The sequence below is a fragment of the Campylobacter concisus genome (genome assembly GCF_002913045.1).
Classification (GTDB): domain Bacteria; phylum Campylobacterota; class Campylobacteria; order Campylobacterales; family Campylobacteraceae; genus Campylobacter_A; species Campylobacter_A concisus_AP.
The window spans coordinates 118,144-136,294 of record NZ_PPAF01000008.1; the positions used below are offsets into that span (position 1 = coordinate 118,144).

Here is an 18,151-nt window from a genome sequence, read left to right on the forward strand (position 1 = left end):
TTGGCTTAACGATGCGATTTTATGAGATAAATGGCGTATGCAAAAAGTAAAATAACTGGTAAAACTATGCCGATTTCTGGCAAGATCACAGAAGTTTGTGCAAATTTTGCAAGAATAAAGAGCAGTCCCCAAACGACAAGGGTTATCACAACAAAGATAAAAGTCGAAAGTGCAAGATTAAAAAATCTACCAGTTACAGGTAAATGATAGTAAAAAATGAGCAATAAAAATGGTGCAAAAAATGGTGCGATAGCAAGGTTGTAAAAAGCTGTTTTTGCACTATCAAGGCCAATACCTTCATTTTTAAATGTTTTTATAAAATTTATCGCATCTGGGATATTAAATTTTGAGTTTTCAACACTAACAGCGCTTTCAATACTCTTTGGCTTAAAGCCTTTTAACGCATCTAAGCTATCACTTTGTATTTTATTAAAACCAGCCTCACCAAGCTCTAAAATTTGCGGCAAAAGAGTTTGATTAACATCTTTTAAAATCCACTCATTGTCTTTAAAATTAGCGTGATTTGCAAATGTAGTTGAGAGTAAATTTGTGCCATTTATCTCAAAAATTCTAACATCATTTGCTATTTGATTCACAGAATTTAGCTCTTTTATGTAGATAAATTTGCCTTCAAATTTTAAAAACGAATCATTTGTGCTTTTTGAGAAAGCCGTATTTTTAGCGATGCTTTTTTGATAGTCGTGCGCATAGGCAAATGGAGTAAAATTTAAGCCAACATAAAAAATAGTTACAAAAAGTGCAATAAAAAATGGTGGAAAAATTAAGCTATTTTTACTAATGCCAAGCGCATAAAAACTGATTAGCTCATTTGATCTGACCATATTTACATGTAAAATTATTAGTGCAAAAATGAGCGAAAGTGGCAAAACGTATCCAATAGCACTAAGCGATGTAAGCCCAACATAAAGGAGCTGAAGGTTTGCAGATGGTGGCAGATCTTTTAAATTTGTAAGTAGGTCGATACCAACATAAAATAGTTCAAGCGCTAAAAATACGATAAGAAAAGATTTTATATAGACCCAGCCAACGTATCTGGCGTATAGTTTCATTTGATAAGACCTTTTTTTATCGTAAATTTTTGCGAAATTTCGTTGATGTCGCTCTTTAGTAGCTCGCAAACTGCATTTTTTGTGTAGGCCAAAATTTCATCTAAAGCCTTTTTCTCCTCATCACTAAACTCACCAAGGACAAAATTTTTAGCATCACCAAGGTGTCCAATGCCAACACGTACCCTTTCATACTCGTTACCTATTAGTCCATCGATTGATTTTATGCCGTTATGCCCACCACTACTGCCACCTTTTTTAAATTTAACTGCACCAAAACTAAGATCAAGATCATCGTGTATTACGATTATCCTATCTGGTTTATAAAAGTCTTTTACCGCTTTAACACTTTGACCTGAGAGGTTCATAAAGGTTGTTGGTTTTAGCAAGATAATGTCGTTAAATTTAAAAACTTCGCCTTGGAATTTGGCTGAGCTAACATCTTTGTAATTTGAGTCTTTTAGGAGATCTATAAGCATAAAGCCTATATTGTGTCTAGTGTTTTCATATTTGGAGCCAGGATTTCCCAGCCCCGCTATTAGTGTCACAAAAGCCCTTTTTATTTAGCTTTAATAACTCCAAGTACCGCAACACGGTCAGCGTCTACAATGGTAACGCCTTTAGGAGCTGTGATATCACGAACCAAAATAGTATCGTCGATGTCAAGTTTGCTTACATCAACGTCAAATGAATTTGGTAAATTTTCAGCTGTGCATTTTACGCAAAGACGTCTTTTCGATTGGATCAAAACGCCCTTATTTTTAAGACCAATAGGTGTTCCAACTGGCTTAACTGGGATCATATATTTTGATAAAACGCCTGGAAGTGCTACTTTTAGATCTACGTGTTTAAGATCGCTTGTAACAACATCTCTTTGGTAATCAACAATAACGACATTATAAACTTTTCCGCCTACTTTTACATCAAAAGCAAGGCTCTCTTTTTTGCGTGCTTCTTTTATAAAGTCATTTACTTTAAAAGCAGCTGCAACATTCTCTAATCCCTTGCCATAAATGTTGGCGATTAGATAACCATCTCTTCTCAAAGCCTTTGCAGACTTCTTACCGATACTCTCTCTAACGATTCCTTCTAACATCGTTTTCCTTTCATAAAAAATAGGTGCTGATTTTATCCAATGCTTTATAAATTTCACATAAAGCTTATTTAAGAATGATCACTTTTACTGTTTGTGTATTAGCTTGGACTTCTTTGTCTAAAGTGATTTCATAATATCATCAAATGCTGATACAAACTGCTTTAAACCATCGCTTAATAAATCTTTATAAACGACATTTATATCTATCTCGTTATTTTTTATAATCTGAAAAAAGCTTGAGATATTTTCTTTACTAGGTACATTTTTTACCTCTGCTTTTTCTTTTATAAATTCTTTTATTGTTTCGATAGGTGCTGTATTTATAGAATTTTTATACATTAGCTCTCTAATATAATAATCCCCTCTTAAACTACCACCTTTTACGCCTGTGCTTGCAAAAAGTGTTCTTACATTTTCTAGTCCAAAATCTTCAATCAAGTGGTATATATTTGCAGCATTCATTATGCCGATTTGTCCCGTTGGCAAGCTCTTTGCAGCCATAACCTCATCAAGCTTTCTATCAAATCTACTTACGAAAACGCTTATCACACCTTTTGGCATAGTAGTATCTATAAAGCGACTTGTATAAGCCTTACTACCTTCTTTAAAAGCTTCAAGGCAGTTTTTAGCCTGATCTGGCGAGAATATAAGCGTAGCATTTACACTAATTCCCCTTGCCATAAGCGCACTCATCGCCTCATAACCATCTTTTGTAGCTGGAATTTTTATCATAACATTTGGCATTGATATTAGATTATGAAGTCTGATACCTTCCTCTATCGTTGCGGCTGTATCGTCACTTAAATTTGGATCAACCTCAATACTTACAAAGCCATCATTGCCATTTGCATAATTTTTTAACATTTTACATGCTGCGATTTTTATATCTTGAGTAGCCAAAATTTCATAAAGATCTTTTGGATGGCGTTTATTGCTAGTTTCTATTATCTTTTTATAAGCAGGTGAAGCAAACGCTGTTTTAAAAATAGCTGGGTTGCTTGTAGCACCGTTTATAACATTATTTTCCAATAAAGAGTTAAATTCGCTTTGTAAAAAATTTCTCTCTATAAAATCACACCAAAGAGAGAATTTAGCTTCGTTGTCATACATTAATTTCTACCTTATAAATTTTAAAATTTCACGCAAGTCTTTAACATCAACACAATGTGTCGCTTCTTTTTTTAAGATATCTTTTGCACAAAATGCAATGCTAAGGTCACACTTTCTAAACATCGATATGTCATTGGCCCCGTCCCCAACACACATTATCTCGTCCTTGCCTAAATTTAATAGTCCACATAAGCGGTCAATCATATCTCCCTTTGAACTACTAAACATCATTTCTCCGCCAACTTCGCCTGTTAAAATTCCATCTTTGTGGTGCAAAATATTTGCAAAATTTGCATCAAAATTAAGTTTTTTTTGCATTACATCGGTTGCATTGTGAAATCCACCGCTAAAAACCACAACTTTGATACCTTTTTGCTTTAAAGCTTCTATTAGCTCGCCAGCTCCTGGCATTATGGGTAAATTTTTGCAAATTTCATTTACTTTTAAAAGCGGCAATCCTTTTAAAAATTTTACTCTTTTTGTAAGACTTTCAAAAAAATCAAGCTCGCCATTCATCGAACGCTTAGTTATATTAGCCACTTCTTCACTAGCATTATTAGCGGCGGCGAGAATATCTATCGTCTCGCCGTCCATTATTGTAGAGTCAAAATCAAAAACACAAAGTTTTATCAAGTTATACCCTAAAAATCACGTTTCAAAAGGCTTTCGACCTTCAATATCGTAAGGATATTTTGGTCGCGCTTACCGATACCATAAATCATGCCTTTGTCTTTTACTAAAGTCTCTGGTGGCGGATCGATCCTATTACGGTCTATTCTGATAGCCTCCGTCAAGCGGTCTATCACAAAGCCAGCGATATTATCCGCATCTTTCATAACGATATATCTTGTGCTTGGGCTTTGTTTTGTGACATTTAGTGAAAAACGCTTACGCAAATCAATAAGCGGAATAACATTTCCACGTAGGTTAAACACTCCAAGAACGTAATCAGGCACACTAGGAACACGTGTATATTCAATAGGTTTGATTATCTCTTGGATATTTAAAATAGGTATTGCGTACTCTTCCTCACCGACAACAAATCCTACTAGCTGAACTATATCTTCGTTATTTTTTAGCTCAGTTCCATTCATTTGCTGCTTTTGTTTGCTTAAAACTTGATTTAGTTTATTGTTCATCCCTTACCCCTAAGCTAATTTTATATTCTTTCTAACGACATTTTCTAAGTACTCGGCTGAATATGGTTTTGTAATATACTCAGTCATTCCAACTTCTACGCCACGCAATCTATCTGTTTTTGAGGTCCTTGATGTAACAGCAATAAGCGGTAAATTTCTGTACTTAGAGTATTTTCTAATTTCGCCAGCTAGCGTATATCCATCCATTCTTGGCATCTCAATATCTATCAAAATCGCATCAAAGGAGTGCTCTCCGGATTTTACGATATTTAGTGCCTCAACACCGTTTGTGGCTTCTATTATCGTTACCCCGGTTGGTTCAAGCGCTTTTTGCATGATAGTTCTATCCATTTTTGAGTCATCGACTATCAAGACTTTATAATCGCTTGGTTTTTCCTTTGCTTTTGTGCTATCTTCTATTTCAGCTCTAATATCTACCTTGATATCTTTTGCCATCTCCATCATAGCACCAACATCGATAATCAATGTCACACGGCCATCACCTCTAATAGTCGCACCGGCAATACCTGGGATATTTTGTAAATAATCACCCATTGATTTAATAACAATCTCTTCTTGTCCAACCAAAGTATCGACGATAATACCTAGTTTTGCTTCAGCAACACCGATTATTACGACATAAGTTTGATCTCCACCATCAAAAGCTTTTTCTACACCAAATACGTCAGAAAGCCTAACAAGAGATAAGACTTCATCTCTTAGTCTTAGTACATTTTTACCATCGATCGTGTAGATATCGTCAATAGGCACACGAACAGTTTCAAGAACACTAGCAAGTGGAATAGCATAAAATTCTTCTTGCGTTCCAACAAGTAGCGATTGAATAATCGCAAGTGTAAGTGGAATTTTAAGCTTCATAACTGTGCCTTTTCCAACTTCACTTTCAATATCAATGATACCATTTAGCTTTTCAATATTTGTCTTAACAACGTCCATACCAACACCACGACCAGATACGTTTGTAACTTTTGCCGCAGTTGAAAATCCTGGTCTAAAGATAAGTCCAAATGCCTCTTTTTCACTCATCGCATCAGCTTCGCGTTCAGTTATGATGCCTTTTTCTATCGATTTAGATTTAAGCATATCCGCATCTAGACCCTTACCATCATCAACTATCTCAACAACGATGTGATTACCTTCATTGTAAGCTTTAAGTTGTACAAGGCCTTTTTCAGGCTTACCTGCTGCCTTTCTTGTCTCAGGATCCTCGATACCGTGATCGCATGAATTTCTGATGATGTGAACTAGTGGATCGCCGATCTCTTCTACGATTGACTTATCAAGTTCTGTCTCTTCACCTGAAATTTCAAGATCGATTTGCTTACCAAGGTCACGGCTAAGATCGCGTATCATACGTGGGAATTTATTAAAGACTTTTGCTATTGGAAGCATTCTTGTTTTCATAACAGCAAGCTGAATATCAGTCGTCACTAAGCTTAGACTTGAAACTACTTGATTTAGCTCTTCAAGGAATTTCTCACCCTCATATCTCTCTTCCACGTCATCATAAATTTTTAACAAGCGGTTTTTACCAAGAACAAGCTCGCCTATTAGGTTCATTAAGTGGTCAAGTCTTTTTACCTCAACACGTATAGTTTGTTCCTGAGCCACTGCACCGCTACTTGCCGCTGGAACCTTTTTATCTCCGTCTTTTTCCTTACTCTCTGCTTTTGCAGCTGGAGCTGAAGTGCTACTTGCAGCTGGGGCTATCTCGCTAGGAGATTTTGGAGCTATACCTTTTGAAGCACGCCTTGCTTGATCCTCAGCCTTTCTAACCTTTAAGAGTCTTTCTATCTCTGCTTCGACTTCTGAATCACTTAGCTTTGAAAGCTCAGCATCACTTATCTCTGGTGCCTCTTCGGCAGGTGCAGCTGGCTCTGGCTCTTGTGCCGGTTCTGGTGCTGGCTCAGCTACTGGCGTGGCAGAAGCTTCAGGAGCTGCTGCTGGAGCCTCACCTTCAGAAATTTGAGTAAGTCTTGCGCAAATGTTTTTAATATCAATGCCAGCAGCTGTATCATTTCCATGATCTCTAATGCTGCTTAACAAGCCTTTCATCATATCAACTGACTCAAGAACTACGTCCATAATGTCTGGAGTGATCTTTAGCTCGCCTTTTCTAGCTTTATTTAAAACATCCTCCATATGGTGAGTAAGCTCTGTTAAAACATCAAAATTTAAAAAGCTTGAACTACCTTTTACTGTGTGAGCAACGCGGAAAATTCTATTTAATAATTCCAAATCTTCAGGGTTTGACTCAAGCTCAACAAGGTCATGATCTATCTGCTCAATAAGTTCGAAAGCTTCTATTAAAAAGTCTTCCATTATTTCTTTCATATCATCCATGTTTCACCTCATTTTGCAGATTTAGAATGTGCTTCAATAACTTTTAGCACTTCTTGATAAAATATGCTTGCGTCAAATTTTGTAAGATACGCCGCACCACCAGCTTCTTTACTCTTGATTTCACTAAAATCATTACTCAATGAGGAGTTAAATACTATTGGTACTTCTTTAAATCTTTCATCATTTTTAAGAGTTGAAGCAAAGCGGTAGCCATCCATCTGTGGCATTTCGATATCACTTAAGATAACCCTGAGCTCTCTTGATAAGTTATCTCCGTATCTTTGATAAAGCTCTTCCATTCTCTCCAAGCCCTCAACGCCGTTTTTAGCCTCAACCACGCTAAGTCCCATCTTCTCAAGTGCGTCTTTTACTAGTTTTCTAGCAGTTGAACTATCATCTAAAACTAAAGCAGCACCTTTTAATTTTTGATCGTCTGTTACATCAAATTCGATCTTTGGCGAGTAAATTCCAAGCTCTTCAACAATGCTTTCAAGATCAAGAATAAGCAAAACTTCATCATTTTCTATTCTTGTTACGCCTGTTATTTTACCTTTGTCTAAAGCGCCAGAACCTGAAGCAAAATTTGCAGGCTCGATATCTTTCCAGCTTATACGCCTGATCCTTTTTGCCTCATGGACGATAAAACCGATCAAAATACCACTAAACTCAGCAATAATAACACGTGGCTTTATAACTACGCCTTCAGTTGGCTCAATAATATTCATCCATCTTGCCAAATTTATGACAGGGATCACCACGCCCCTTAAATCAAAAATTCCCTCGATATACTCAGGAACGCCTGGAAGCTCTGTAAGATTTGGCATCTTAATGATCTCCCGCACCTTTGCGACATTGACTCCGTATATTCCTTCATATACTTTGTTTTCGGTCTTTTTAAAGATACGAAAATCAACAAGTTCCATCTCGTTTGAGTCCGTTTTTAGTACGTTATCTCCAAACATCAATGTCCTTTCAAACTCATTTTGAGCAAATTTAATTTTTGCTGGGCGTATTCTACAACAAAATAACTTTGCTCACATGCAAAACAAGGTAAATTTATATAAAACTTATCGTAAATGTTAAATTGCTCGCCTTGATGATAGTGTCCTTCTATCACGATATTAGCCTCGTATCCCTGCAAATGCTTGCTCATTAGCTCCTTAAAATTAGGAATTTTATAGTCTAAATTTTTTTTGGTAAGTTTGGCTAGTATTGCTTTTGATATTTTAAAATGTAAAAATTTATCCAAAGCATTCATAAATTTTAAAAACCATTTTAAACGCAAAAATCTAAGTGCATATTTATCTACAAAAGGTAAAAATATATCGCCATGCGCGATCTGGACGTGCTCTTCATTGATCGTTTTGAAATTTGCTGGCTGATCGTAAATATCATAAACCCTAACGCTTTTATAGCGCAGCATCTCGTGCCCATCCCAAATTTCTCTTGTTTTATTAAATAAATTTGAAAGTCTAAAATCGTGATTGCCCTCGAAGTAAAAAATTTCCACATTTTGTGAAATTTTATTTATAAGGCTTAAGTGCTCAGAGTAAAATTCTCTTGTGTATTCGCCATCGCCCGTTAGAAAGTCAAACATATCGCCTAACAAAAAAATTTGTGGCGGCTCTTTGATCTCCCTGCTATCAATGGCTCTTAAAAATTTTAAAAAGCCATTTCGGTTTACATTTTCATGCGCATCAGCTATAAAGATCGCGCCTTCTTTTATAATGGGGGCATATAGATATTCGCTCAAATTTTGCCTTAATTAAAAATTAGCAGAGCCAAAAAGCAGTTTCTAGCTCTTTGCATCATCTTTTTAGTCAAATTTTATAGGCTTGTAGCAAATTTTTACGATCTCAACGTCGCTTCTGCCTTTTGGTAAATTTAGCACCACTTCATCGCCCTCAGCCTTACCCAAAAGCTGCTTTGCAAGTGGCGAGTTTATCGAGATATAGCCTTTGTCGATGTCGCTTTCGCTAATGCCAACTATCGTATATGTATGCTCTATTTCGGTTTCCTCGTCCATTATCGTAACGCTTGAGCCAAACCTAACTCTATCGTGCTCATAGCTACTTGGATCGATCACTTCTGCGTTTGCTAGAAGCGCGCTAAGCTCAGCGATCCTAGCGTCTATAAAGGCTTGCTTTTCTTTTGCTGCGTGATACTCAGCATTTTCTTTTAGATCGCCGTGGCTTCTTGCGATATCTATCTCTGTTACGATTTGAGGGCGTTGCACCAGCCTTAGATCTTTTAGTTCAGCTTCTATCTTCTCGTATCCGTGCATTGTCATTGGTTCACTCATTTTTTTACTCCATATTCTTTAAAATTTTTACTACATTTTTACTGCTGCCATGCCCTAAATAAGCCCTTAGTTCATCGCAGCCTTTTAAGAATTTTTGCCTATCGCAGCTCTCATAAGCTCTTAGCAAATTTTCAGCCGTTGCAAACTCTTGGATAAATTCCTCATGAAGTGGCTCTTTGCCCATGAAGTCAAACATTATATTTGCAAGTCCTGCATGCTTGATCTTTACAAATTTCCTAGCGATGAAAACGTCTATCGCTTTTGCCTTGTAAGCTAGCACAAATGGCGTACCAATGAGCGCTGCTTCAAGCGTAGCAGTGCCAGAGCAAACAAAGGCAAAATCACTCTCACACAAAGCTTCAGGCGTATTTGAGACGACCTCAAAATCGCTCACATCGCCATAAATCTCACTCACTTTATCAAGCAAAAATGGTGGCACGACAAGTAGCCTTTTTGCTTCTATCTTTTTAGCAAGTTCTCTATAAACTGGCATCAGCCTTGAAATCTCTGACCTTCTTGATCCCGGTAAAAACGCCACTTTGCCACTGCTACTTAGACTAGTTTTCTTAAGCTTTATCTCATCCATCAAAGGATGGCCCACGTAGGTCGAGCGGCTATAAAATTTCGCATCAAATGGTAGGATCGAAGCAAGATTGTCACAATATCTCTCAACCACGCTCACTCTTTTTGGCTTCCACGCCCAAACTTGAGGCAAGATGTAGTATGTCACGGCTGCTTTTGCGCCGGCCTCTTTTATCGCCTTTGCAAGTGGCAGATTAAAGGCTGGACTGTCTATTAGCAGCACTGCATCAGCCTCTTTTGCCATCTGGCTCATCACTTTCATCGCCTTTTTTGCCTTAAAAATGAGTGGCAAAACCTCGACAAAGCCCATCGCTGAAAACTCGCTGCTTTTCATATATGGCGTGCCAAGCTCCTCGCTAAAAATTCCCATTAGCTCAAATTCGCCCTCGAAATTTTTCAAAATTTCTTTTAAATGCAAATTTGCCGATGGCTCAAGAGCGGAGACTAAAATTTTCATTTACACACTTTCATCAGGTCTTTTTTTGGGGGCATTATACGCAAAAATTCTTTAAATTTTTAAGAAAGCTGTGATAAAATCCAAGCTTCTAAAGGATAAAATTTGAAAGAAATTTTGATAACAAATGACGATGGATTTGAGGCGGCTGGCTTGCTTGCTTTAAAAGAAGCTTTAAGCGATCTAGATGGTATGAATGTCACGATCGTAGCTCCAAGCTCTGAAAAATCAGCCTGCGCTCACTCTTTGACACTCACAAGACCGCTTAGGTTCATAAAACTTGATGATGGCTTTTTTAAACTTGACGACGCAACGCCCAGCGACTGCGTCTATCTCGCACTTCACGCACTTTATAACAAAAAACCAGATCTAGTGATAAGCGGCATAAATCACGGGGCAAATTTAGGCGAAGATATCACCTACTCTGGCACGTGTGGAGCGGCGATGGAGGGCGTTTTACAGGGCATTAGAAGCATCGCTTTTTCGCAGTTTTATGCAAATAATTCATTAAATGAACTTGGCTTTGAGCTAGCAAAAGAGGTGGTGAAATTTATCGTACCAAAGGTGCTAGAGGGTGAAATTTCGCTAAATCAAAGAGAATTCCTAAACGTAAATATCCCAGCCGTAACAAGCAAAAATTTCAAAGGCTACTCCGTCGTACCAGCTGGCAAACGCACCTACGCCACGCATGCCACGCTTAATCGCAACCCAAGAGGTATTGAGTACTACTGGCTTGGAAATGCTGCGCTTGAATACGAAAAAGGCGAGCCAAGCGACATCAGTAAGGTAAATGAGGGCTTTGCGACGATAACGCCCATAAAACTAAATATGACTTCATACGAGAGCTTGGAGAGCTTAAAAGGGAAATTTGATGCAAAATGATAGATTTACAAGGATAAGATGGCTCTTTGGCGAGGATGGTTTTAGCAAGCTTCAAAGCGCAAAAGTGCTAGTTTGCGGAGCTGGTGGTGTAGGCGGAATGTGCGTAGATGCGCTTGCTAGAAGTGGGGTTGGAAGCATCACTTTAATCGATAAAGATATCTTTGACGTGACAAATCAAAACCGCCAAATTTACAGCGAAAACGTGGGTGGTGTAAAGGTGGAGGAATTTGCCAAAATTTATCCTTGCATCACGCCTATACAGACGCTGATTACGTCTGAGTTTATTGCTGGATTCGACTTTAGTAAATTTGACGTGGTGATCGATGCAATCGATGATATCACTGCTAAGATCGCTCTTGCAAATGCGGTAGATCCTAGCAAATTTATAGCTTCGATGGGTGGGGCAAAAAGGATCGATCCAACCAAGATAAAGGTGGCTAGCGTTTGGAAAACTTCGGTCGATCCACTAGCTAGAAAATATAGATATGAGCTCAAAAGATCAGGCTTTAGCGGTAAATTTGACGTGGTCTTTTCGACAGAAGAGCCACTTTGCAAGCCGCTTGGAAGCTTCATGGGCGTGACTGCTTGCTTTGGACTAAATTTAGCTTCACTGGCTGTTAAAAAGATAGTTGGGCAGTAAGTCAAACATTTATTATCCGAGCAAAATTTCAAATTAAAGCTGGCATTTTTTGGATATAAATTTAATAGCTAGCTCTACAAAATACGAATTTAACAATCCAAGATGAGAATCTATCAAATTTTAAAATTTACGAGCGAGCATATCACGCTTCTAAATTTAGTGGCGAATGTTTATGAGTCCTAAAATTAGTAAGTTGCTAAGGCGAGTGAGTAAGATTTTAAAATTTGTAAAGATAGTAAAATCTATTTTTTTAAATAGAGACTTTGAATTTTAAAAATTTATATAGTTTTCGGATTAAATTTAAAGTAGCCAGCTGCAATTTTAACAGCCGGCTAAAATTTTAGTTTTTATGTATGCGAAGATAGCTATTTAGTGCGCCAACATAGGCTTTTGCGCTTGCCATCATAGTATCTATGTCAAGTCCATGGCCTATTACAGCCGTTTTATCCTCAAACTCGACCTTTACATCAACCTTTGCAAGTGCGTCCTTACCTTGAGAAACGGATGCCACTTTATAGTCTTTTAGCGTGCCACTAATGCCACTAATGCGATCAACTACCTTAAATATCGCATCAGCAGTACCATTTCCTAGGGCTGAGTCGCTGATAATCTCATCATTGTGTTTTATGCTAATTGAAGCACTTGCAAGGCTTCCACCGCTACTTTGAAGAAGAGCCGTGATCTCATAAGCTTGTGGAATTTTTGTAATCTCTTCAGCCACAAGAGCCCTAATATCATCATCAAATATCTCTTTTTTCTTATCAGCTAGCTCTTTAAATTTTTCAAAAGCCTTATTAAGGGCATCGCTATCAAGGTCAAATCCAAGGCTAGCAAGCTTATCTTTAAACGCGTGGCGACCACTATGCTTACCTAAAACAAGAGAATTTTTCTCAAGGCCTATACTCTCAGCGCTAATTATCTCATAGGTCTCTTTATGCTTTAGCACGCCGTCTTGATGTATGCCACTCTCGTGCGCAAAGGCGTTTTTACCAACGATAGCTTTGTTTGGTTGAGGCTCAATGCCTATAATACTAGCAATCAGTCTTGAAGTTGGATAAATTTCTTTTGAGATAATCTCTGTATAAAGTGGAGCAAAAACGTCTTGGCGAGTTTTGATAGCCATCACGATCTCTTCAAGCGCAGCATTTCCAGCACGCTCACCTATGCCATTTATCGTGCCTTCAACCTGCCTTGCACCAGCTTTTATGGCTGCTAGTGAATTTGCTGTAGCCATGCCTAAGTCATTGTGATTATGCACAGAGATTATCGCTCTATCGCCTACAAATTTTACTATTTCACTAATGCGAGCAGTTATCTCTTCAGGATATAAATAACCAACCGTATCAGGGATATTTAAAGTTTTTGCACCCGCATTTATGGCAGCATCACAAATTTCTTTTAAAAAGCTCATTTCGCTTCTACAAGCGTCCTCGCAGCTAAACTCTACATCATCGCAAAAGGTTTTCGCGTATTTTATAGACTCGACCGCACGTTTTATTACTTCATCTGTGCTCATTTTTAGCTTGTACTCCATATGAATTGGGCTTGTCGCTATAAATGTATGAATTCTCTTATTTTTAGCTGGAGCCAATGCCTCGCCAGCTGCCTTAATATCACGCTCAACTGCGCGTGCAAGAGAGCAAACCGTGATATTTGAGGCTTGCTTTGCTATTTGATTTACCGCGTCAAAATCTCCTGGGCTTGCTGCTGCAAATCCAGCCTCCATAACATCCACGCCAAGCCTTTCAAGCTGAAGTGCGATCTGTAGTTTTTCAGCTGTATTCATCGATGCACCAGGGCTTTGTTCGCCATCTCTTAAAGTCGTATCAAAGATTATAATTTTATTCTTATCCATTTTTGTCCTTTTTTGTTTTTATATTTAAATTTGATGAGTTAAATAAAGAGAAATTTGCTACCTAAGTAGCAGCAGTAGAGAGTTTTTGATTTCGATTTTTGGTAAAAATTTACGTGATTTTATGACGCCATTTTCGCTCATTCGCTCTCCTTTTTTTTAGAATTTTTACTAAACATTATAGTGGCTCTTACTATGCCATAAAGCATATAGACGCTCATAACCAAAGTCGCACTCTCAAATGGATATAGATAAAGCATTGAAAATGCAACTACAAGAGCTACTAAAATTCTTATCACATGGGTTTGTTTTAAATTTATTTTTTTAAAGCTTGGATAGCGAATGTTACTAACCATTAAAGCTGCCAAAGTAGCTTCAAGTAGCATCAAGCACCACTCAAATCCCTCTAAAAAAGTATAGTCGATATAAATTCCAACCCAAAGTACGCTCACAATAGCTGCTGATGGTATAGGAAGTCCGATAAAAACATTTGGCTCATATGTACCAGTAGTGACATTGAAGCGAGCAAGCCTGATAGCTCCAAAAACCACAAACATAGCAGCTATAAGTGCTCCAAATCTGCCAAAATTTTTACCAATAGTCAAATAAAATAAAATCGCTGGCGCTACACCAAAAGCAACAAGATCTGCAAGACTATCAAACTCTACGCCAAATTTACTAGTTGTCTTTGTAAGTCTAGCCACACGCCCGTCAAGTCCATCTAAAATAAGCGATAAGATTATATAAACAATGGCTTTAAAATAGTTACCTTGAATAGATGAAATAATACTAATAACACCCAAAAAGGCACTAGCTGCTGTAAATAAATTTGGCAAGATATACATTAGTTGCATTTTTTGTATGTTATTCATCTCTTTTTCCCTCTTCAAAATATCCCAAAAGCGAAGCAGCCTTTACGCTTTCTCCAACACTTACACATATCTTAGTATCTCTTGGTAGGTATAAAATCACCTCACCACTTCCTAAAAAACCAAATTTTCTAGATGCTTTTAGGCTAGTAACATTTGAAATTTCTAAACTTCGACTAAAAGCTCCAGCTATAATTTTCATAACAAATTTTATATTTTCTTTTTCAAAGCGAATAATCGCTCTTTCATTTAAAAATTCTGAAATTTTCATAGCTTGACACAAAAATAAGCCATGTCTTTTGCGTATTTCAGCTACTTTTACATCACTTACAGCCCTTAATGTACCAACATCAAAAAAAGATTTTTTTATAACGATCTTAGCTACTTCATTATTATCAAAATTTGAAGCACTAATCTCTTTTATCTTGCCATCAATCGGCGATAGTAAAGCCAATTTATCATCAGAAAATGGCTCCCTCTCAGGATCTCTAAAAAAATAAAGGCCCAAAAAAAGTAAAATAGCAAAAAGTAGTGGCAATATCCCAAATAGCAAAGATAAAACAAATAAAATTAGAAAAAATAATATAAATTTATATCCTGCTTTCGCGATATAGCCACTCATTTTTATTCCTCTTTTTTGCTCTTTTCGTCTTCTTCTGTCTCTACAAGTCTGCTCTCTAAACTATTTTCGATCTCATAGTTTTTAATGATCTCTCTAACTCTTTTTCCTTCGATTGTTTCTTCTTCATAAAGTGCTGATACCATATTTTCAATAGCACCTTTATAAATTTCAAGCAAACCAAGTACAGCTGTGTATCTTTCATGAAGAAGCGTCTTTACAAACTCATCAACCTTTTCAGCCATCTTATCACTGTAATCTTTGATGCTTTGACCACCATTTAAAAACGTAGCACGTTGCTTTTCAAGTACCATAAGACCAGCAACATCGCTCATGCCATACATACTAACCATAGCTTTTATGATATCAGTCGCACGCTCTAGGTCGTTGCTAGCTCCGGTTGAAATTTCTTTAATAAACACCTCTTCAGCAGCTCTACCAGCCAAAAGCACATCCACTTCTGCTATCAATTCATGCTTTTGCATCATAAATTTATTCTCTTCAGGTGTGTTTAGAGTATAGCCAAGTGCCGCAAGACCACGTGGTACGACTGAGACTTTTGTTACCCTTTTTGCACCTTTTGTTAGCTCAGCTATCAAGGCATGACCGCACTCATGATAAGTGACGATTCTTTTTTCTTTTGGATTTACGCGGCGAGACTTTTTCTCAAGCCCAGCGATCGATCTCTCGACAGCCTCTACAAGATCGGCCTGCTCAACAAAAGTCTTTGACTTACGTCCTGCAAGAAGTGCAGCCTCATTTATGATATTTTCAAGATCAGCACCTGCTAAACCGGTAGTAAGCCTTGCGACATCCTCGATATTTACATCTTTACCAATCTTTACATCTTTCATGTGAACTTTTAAAATGTCGCAGCGTCCTTTAAAATCAGGCTTATCAACAAGTACTTGCCTGTCAAATCTACCCGGCCTTAAAAGCGCAGCATCCAAAACTTCAGGTCTATTTGTAGCCGCTATAACGATGACTGGCGATTTATCCGCATCAAAACCGTCCATCTCAGAAAGAAGCTGATTTAGCGTTTGCTCCCTCTCGTCATTGCCGCCCATCGGACCAGAATTTCTACTTTTACCGATCGCATCGATCTCATCTATAAAAACGATCGCTGGAGCCTCTTTTTTAGCATTTTCAAAAAGATCTCTAACCCTACTTGCGCCAACACCGACAAACATCTCTATAAAGCTTGATGCTGACATAGAGAAAAATGGAACACTAGCCTCGCCTGCAACTGCTCTTGCAAGAAGCGTTTTACCAGTACCTGGAGGGCCAACTAGTAAAATACCTTTTGGAATTTTTGCCCCAAGTCTTAGATATTTATCAGGACTTTTTAGATAATCAACTATCTCTTGAACCTCTTCTTTTGCCTCTTCAACGCCTGCGACATCGTCAAATTTAACTTTTGGTTTTTCAGAATTTATAAGTTTCTTTGCACTTCCTATGCCAAGTATGCCACCGCCAATGTTCTTTTGCATACGACTAGCAATAAACATCCAAATGGCAAAAAATATAAATACTGGGATGATCCATGAAAATATAAGATCACCAAACCAGTTATTTTCGCTATAAACACTATAAGTTATGCCATTTTGCTCAAGTATGCCAATGAGCGTTGGATCATTTATGCGTTTTGCAAGGTAGATAGTTTTGTCACTGCCTATGCCTTTTATGGTAGTTTCAGAGATAGCAACCTCATTTAGCTGCTTATTTTTTAACATATCTTTAAACTCAGAATAAGCTACCATTTTACTCTGGGCATTACCATTTAGCCCAAAAGAGCCACCAAGTCCATCTCCACTAAAGCTTCTAAAAGCTAAAACTATAACTATTGCAAAAATGGCAAAAATAAAAATAGGATTTTTATTAAAAAAACCGTTATTGTTGCCATTATTTTGGTTATTATTTTGGTTATTCATCTATTTCCTTATAAACAAAGCTGCTCCAATCGTTACTTTGTTTTATCTCAATTAGCTCCAAATCCTTAAACGTATCTTTAATCCTATCTTCGTATTTGTTTAAAATTCCTGACAATACCAAGTAGCCGCCTTTTTTAAGCGATTTTTTTAAGTCATTTGAGAGCATAAAAATGACATCAGCGATGATATTTGCTACAACAATGTCATATTTTTGCTCTAAATTCGCGATAGAGCCTGTCCAAATTTTATTAAATTTAATCCCATTTAACTCAGCGTTACTAAGTGAACTTTGTGTAGCTTGCTCGTCTGTATCGCAAGCATCGACCTTGCAACCAAGCTTTGCCAAGGCGATACTTAAAATTCCACTTCCGCAGCCCACGTCTAAAGTAGTATTGCCACTTTTTGCATATTTTTGTAAAAGCTGCAAGCAAGAATTTGTGCTTTCATGGTGCCCTGAGCCAAAGGCTAGAGCTGGGTCAATTATGATATTTGTTACGCCATTAAGTGGCTCTTCCCAGCTAGGTCTAACATAAATTTTATCAACCAAAATAGGCTTAACTGCCTTTTTATATTCACCTAGCCAGTCTTTATTTTCTTTTAAATTAAGAGAAATTTTTAAATCATTTGAAATTTTACGAACACTAGAGAGCCCTTTTGCATACTCTTCAATACCCCAAGCTATATCTTTTAGATCATACTCTTCCCTGATGATGATCTCGTGATCTAGCTCTTCAACACAGGTAACTCCAAAAGAGAAAACTAGCTCTAAAATTTCATCATAAAAATTTGATGTTTTTATGCTTAATTCGTAGAATTTATCTTTCATTAACCAAGAACGTCTTCAAGCTTCTCTTTTAAGACTTGTGGCGTAAAAGGTTTAACGATGTAGTTATTAACACCTGCTTTTAAAGCTGTTATAACTTCGGCTTTTCCGCCCTCTGTTGTTACCATTATGATAGGCATATCAACATATTTTTGCTCAGCCCTTACCTTTTTAACAAGCTCAAGGCCATTCATCTCAGGCATGTTCCAATCAGTGATAAGAACTTCGATACCTTCATTTTGAGTTAAGATATTCCAGGCCTCAAGACCGTGCTCAGCCTCAAGAATTTCTTGATGTCCTAACCTTTGTAAAGTATTTTTTATGATTCTTCTCATTGTTGAACTGTCATCTACAACCAAAATCTTCACATAATATCCTTTTAGTAAAAATTGCCCTATTCTAGCTAATTTAAATTTATAAA

Annotated in this window: 19 protein-coding genes; 2 read left to right on the top strand and 17 right to left on the bottom strand. The window is 37.3% G+C overall.

Annotated elements, in window-relative coordinates; genetic code table 11:
- Positions 1 to 5 precede the first annotated feature (5 nt).
- The 11 genes from CYP43_RS01730 to lpxB form a co-directional block, all read right to left on the bottom strand.
- A complete protein-coding gene (locus tag CYP43_RS01730; RefSeq protein ID WP_103582283.1) occupies positions 6 to 1,070 on the bottom strand; it encodes an LptF/LptG family permease in 1,065 nt (354 codons plus the stop codon).
- On the bottom strand, positions 1,067 to 1,615 hold the full coding sequence (pth, locus tag CYP43_RS01735; protein WP_103582284.1) for an aminoacyl-tRNA hydrolase: 549 nt from the start codon (positions 1,613 to 1,615) through the stop codon (positions 1,067 to 1,069). Before pth ends, CYP43_RS01730 begins: the two co-directional genes overlap by 4 nt.
- A gap of 11 nt (positions 1,616 to 1,626) precedes the next feature.
- The gene (locus tag CYP43_RS01740) at positions 1,627 to 2,163 is read right to left on the bottom strand and encodes a 50S ribosomal protein L25/general stress protein Ctc (protein ID WP_021091684.1); all 537 of its coding nucleotides are present in this window, start codon (positions 2,161 to 2,163) and stop codon (positions 1,627 to 1,629) included.
- 117 nt (positions 2,164 to 2,280) lie between these two features.
- The gene (locus tag CYP43_RS01745; protein ID WP_103582285.1) at positions 2,281 to 3,273 is read right to left on the bottom strand and encodes a transaldolase; all 993 of its coding nucleotides are present in this window, start codon (positions 3,271 to 3,273) and stop codon (positions 2,281 to 2,283) included.
- A gap of 6 nt (positions 3,274 to 3,279) precedes the next feature.
- Positions 3,280 to 3,906 (bottom strand): phosphoserine phosphatase SerB, encoded by a 627-nt coding sequence (gene serB, locus CYP43_RS01750; RefSeq protein ID WP_084109470.1) that lies wholly within the window; start codon positions 3,904 to 3,906, stop codon positions 3,280 to 3,282.
- Positions 3,907 to 3,914: 8 nt separating this feature from the next.
- Positions 3,915 to 4,412: a chemotaxis protein CheW gene (locus tag CYP43_RS01755; protein ID WP_021091642.1), complete on the bottom strand. Its 498-nt coding sequence runs from the start codon at positions 4,410 to 4,412 to the stop codon at positions 3,915 to 3,917.
- A 9-nt stretch (positions 4,413 to 4,421) separates the two neighbouring features.
- Positions 4,422 to 6,776: a hybrid sensor histidine kinase/response regulator gene (locus CYP43_RS01760; RefSeq protein ID WP_103582286.1), complete on the bottom strand. Its 2,355-nt coding sequence runs from the start codon at positions 6,774 to 6,776 to the stop codon at positions 4,422 to 4,424.
- Between the two features lie 8 nt (positions 6,777 to 6,784).
- On the bottom strand, positions 6,785 to 7,738 hold the full coding sequence (locus tag CYP43_RS01765; RefSeq protein WP_021091802.1) for a chemotaxis protein: 954 nt from the start codon (positions 7,736 to 7,738) through the stop codon (positions 6,785 to 6,787).
- Positions 7,738 to 8,529, bottom strand: coding sequence for a UDP-2,3-diacylglucosamine diphosphatase (locus tag CYP43_RS01770; RefSeq protein ID WP_103582287.1), 792 nt, complete (start codon positions 8,527 to 8,529; stop codon positions 7,738 to 7,740). Before CYP43_RS01770 ends, CYP43_RS01765 begins: the two co-directional genes overlap by 1 nt.
- 63 nt (positions 8,530 to 8,592) lie before the next feature.
- Positions 8,593 to 9,078: a transcription elongation factor GreA gene (greA, locus tag CYP43_RS01775; RefSeq protein ID WP_072594430.1), complete on the bottom strand. Its 486-nt coding sequence runs from the start codon at positions 9,076 to 9,078 to the stop codon at positions 8,593 to 8,595.
- Between the two features lie 4 nt (positions 9,079 to 9,082).
- Positions 9,083 to 10,117, bottom strand: coding sequence for a lipid-A-disaccharide synthase (gene lpxB, locus CYP43_RS01780; protein ID WP_103582288.1), 1,035 nt, complete (start codon positions 10,115 to 10,117; stop codon positions 9,083 to 9,085).
- 102 nt (positions 10,118 to 10,219) lie between these two features.
- Here lpxB and surE point away from each other — a divergent pair, with 102 nt between their 5' ends.
- Both surE and CYP43_RS01790 read left to right on the top strand, forming a co-directional pair.
- The gene (gene surE / locus CYP43_RS01785; RefSeq protein ID WP_103582289.1) at positions 10,220 to 10,996 is read left to right on the top strand and encodes a 5'/3'-nucleotidase SurE; all 777 of its coding nucleotides are present in this window, start codon (positions 10,220 to 10,222) and stop codon (positions 10,994 to 10,996) included.
- Positions 10,986 to 11,636: a tRNA threonylcarbamoyladenosine dehydratase gene (locus CYP43_RS01790; protein ID WP_103582290.1), complete on the top strand. Its 651-nt coding sequence runs from the start codon at positions 10,986 to 10,988 to the stop codon at positions 11,634 to 11,636. Before surE ends, CYP43_RS01790 begins: the two co-directional genes overlap by 11 nt.
- Before the next feature lie 340 nt (positions 11,637 to 11,976).
- On the opposite strand, the gene CYP43_RS01795 is transcribed toward CYP43_RS01790, so the two are convergent.
- The 6 genes from CYP43_RS01795 to CYP43_RS01820 form a co-directional block, all read right to left on the bottom strand.
- On the bottom strand, positions 11,977 to 13,491 hold the full coding sequence (locus tag CYP43_RS01795) for a 2-isopropylmalate synthase (protein WP_103582291.1): 1,515 nt from the start codon (positions 13,489 to 13,491) through the stop codon (positions 11,977 to 11,979).
- Positions 13,492 to 13,628: 137 nt separating this feature from the next.
- Positions 13,629 to 14,360, bottom strand: a complete 732-nt coding sequence (pssA, locus tag CYP43_RS01800; RefSeq protein WP_103582292.1) for a CDP-diacylglycerol--serine O-phosphatidyltransferase — start codon at positions 14,358 to 14,360, stop codon at positions 13,629 to 13,631.
- Positions 14,353 to 14,979, bottom strand: coding sequence for a phosphatidylserine decarboxylase (locus CYP43_RS01805; protein ID WP_021091662.1), 627 nt, complete (start codon positions 14,977 to 14,979; stop codon positions 14,353 to 14,355). Before CYP43_RS01805 ends, pssA begins: the two co-directional genes overlap by 8 nt.
- A 2-nt stretch (positions 14,980 to 14,981) precedes the next feature.
- Positions 14,982 to 16,907: an ATP-dependent zinc metalloprotease FtsH gene (gene ftsH / locus CYP43_RS01810; RefSeq protein WP_103582293.1), complete on the bottom strand. Its 1,926-nt coding sequence runs from the start codon at positions 16,905 to 16,907 to the stop codon at positions 14,982 to 14,984.
- The gene (locus CYP43_RS01815; RefSeq protein WP_103582294.1) at positions 16,900 to 17,733 is read right to left on the bottom strand and encodes a 50S ribosomal protein L11 methyltransferase; all 834 of its coding nucleotides are present in this window, start codon (positions 17,731 to 17,733) and stop codon (positions 16,900 to 16,902) included. Before CYP43_RS01815 ends, ftsH begins: the two co-directional genes overlap by 8 nt.
- A complete protein-coding gene (locus CYP43_RS01820) occupies positions 17,733 to 18,098 on the bottom strand; it encodes a chemotaxis response regulator CheY (protein ID WP_002939933.1) in 366 nt (121 codons plus the stop codon). The genes CYP43_RS01815 and CYP43_RS01820 overlap by 1 nt, the downstream gene beginning before the upstream one ends.
- Between the last annotated feature and the right edge of the window lie 53 nt (positions 18,099 to 18,151).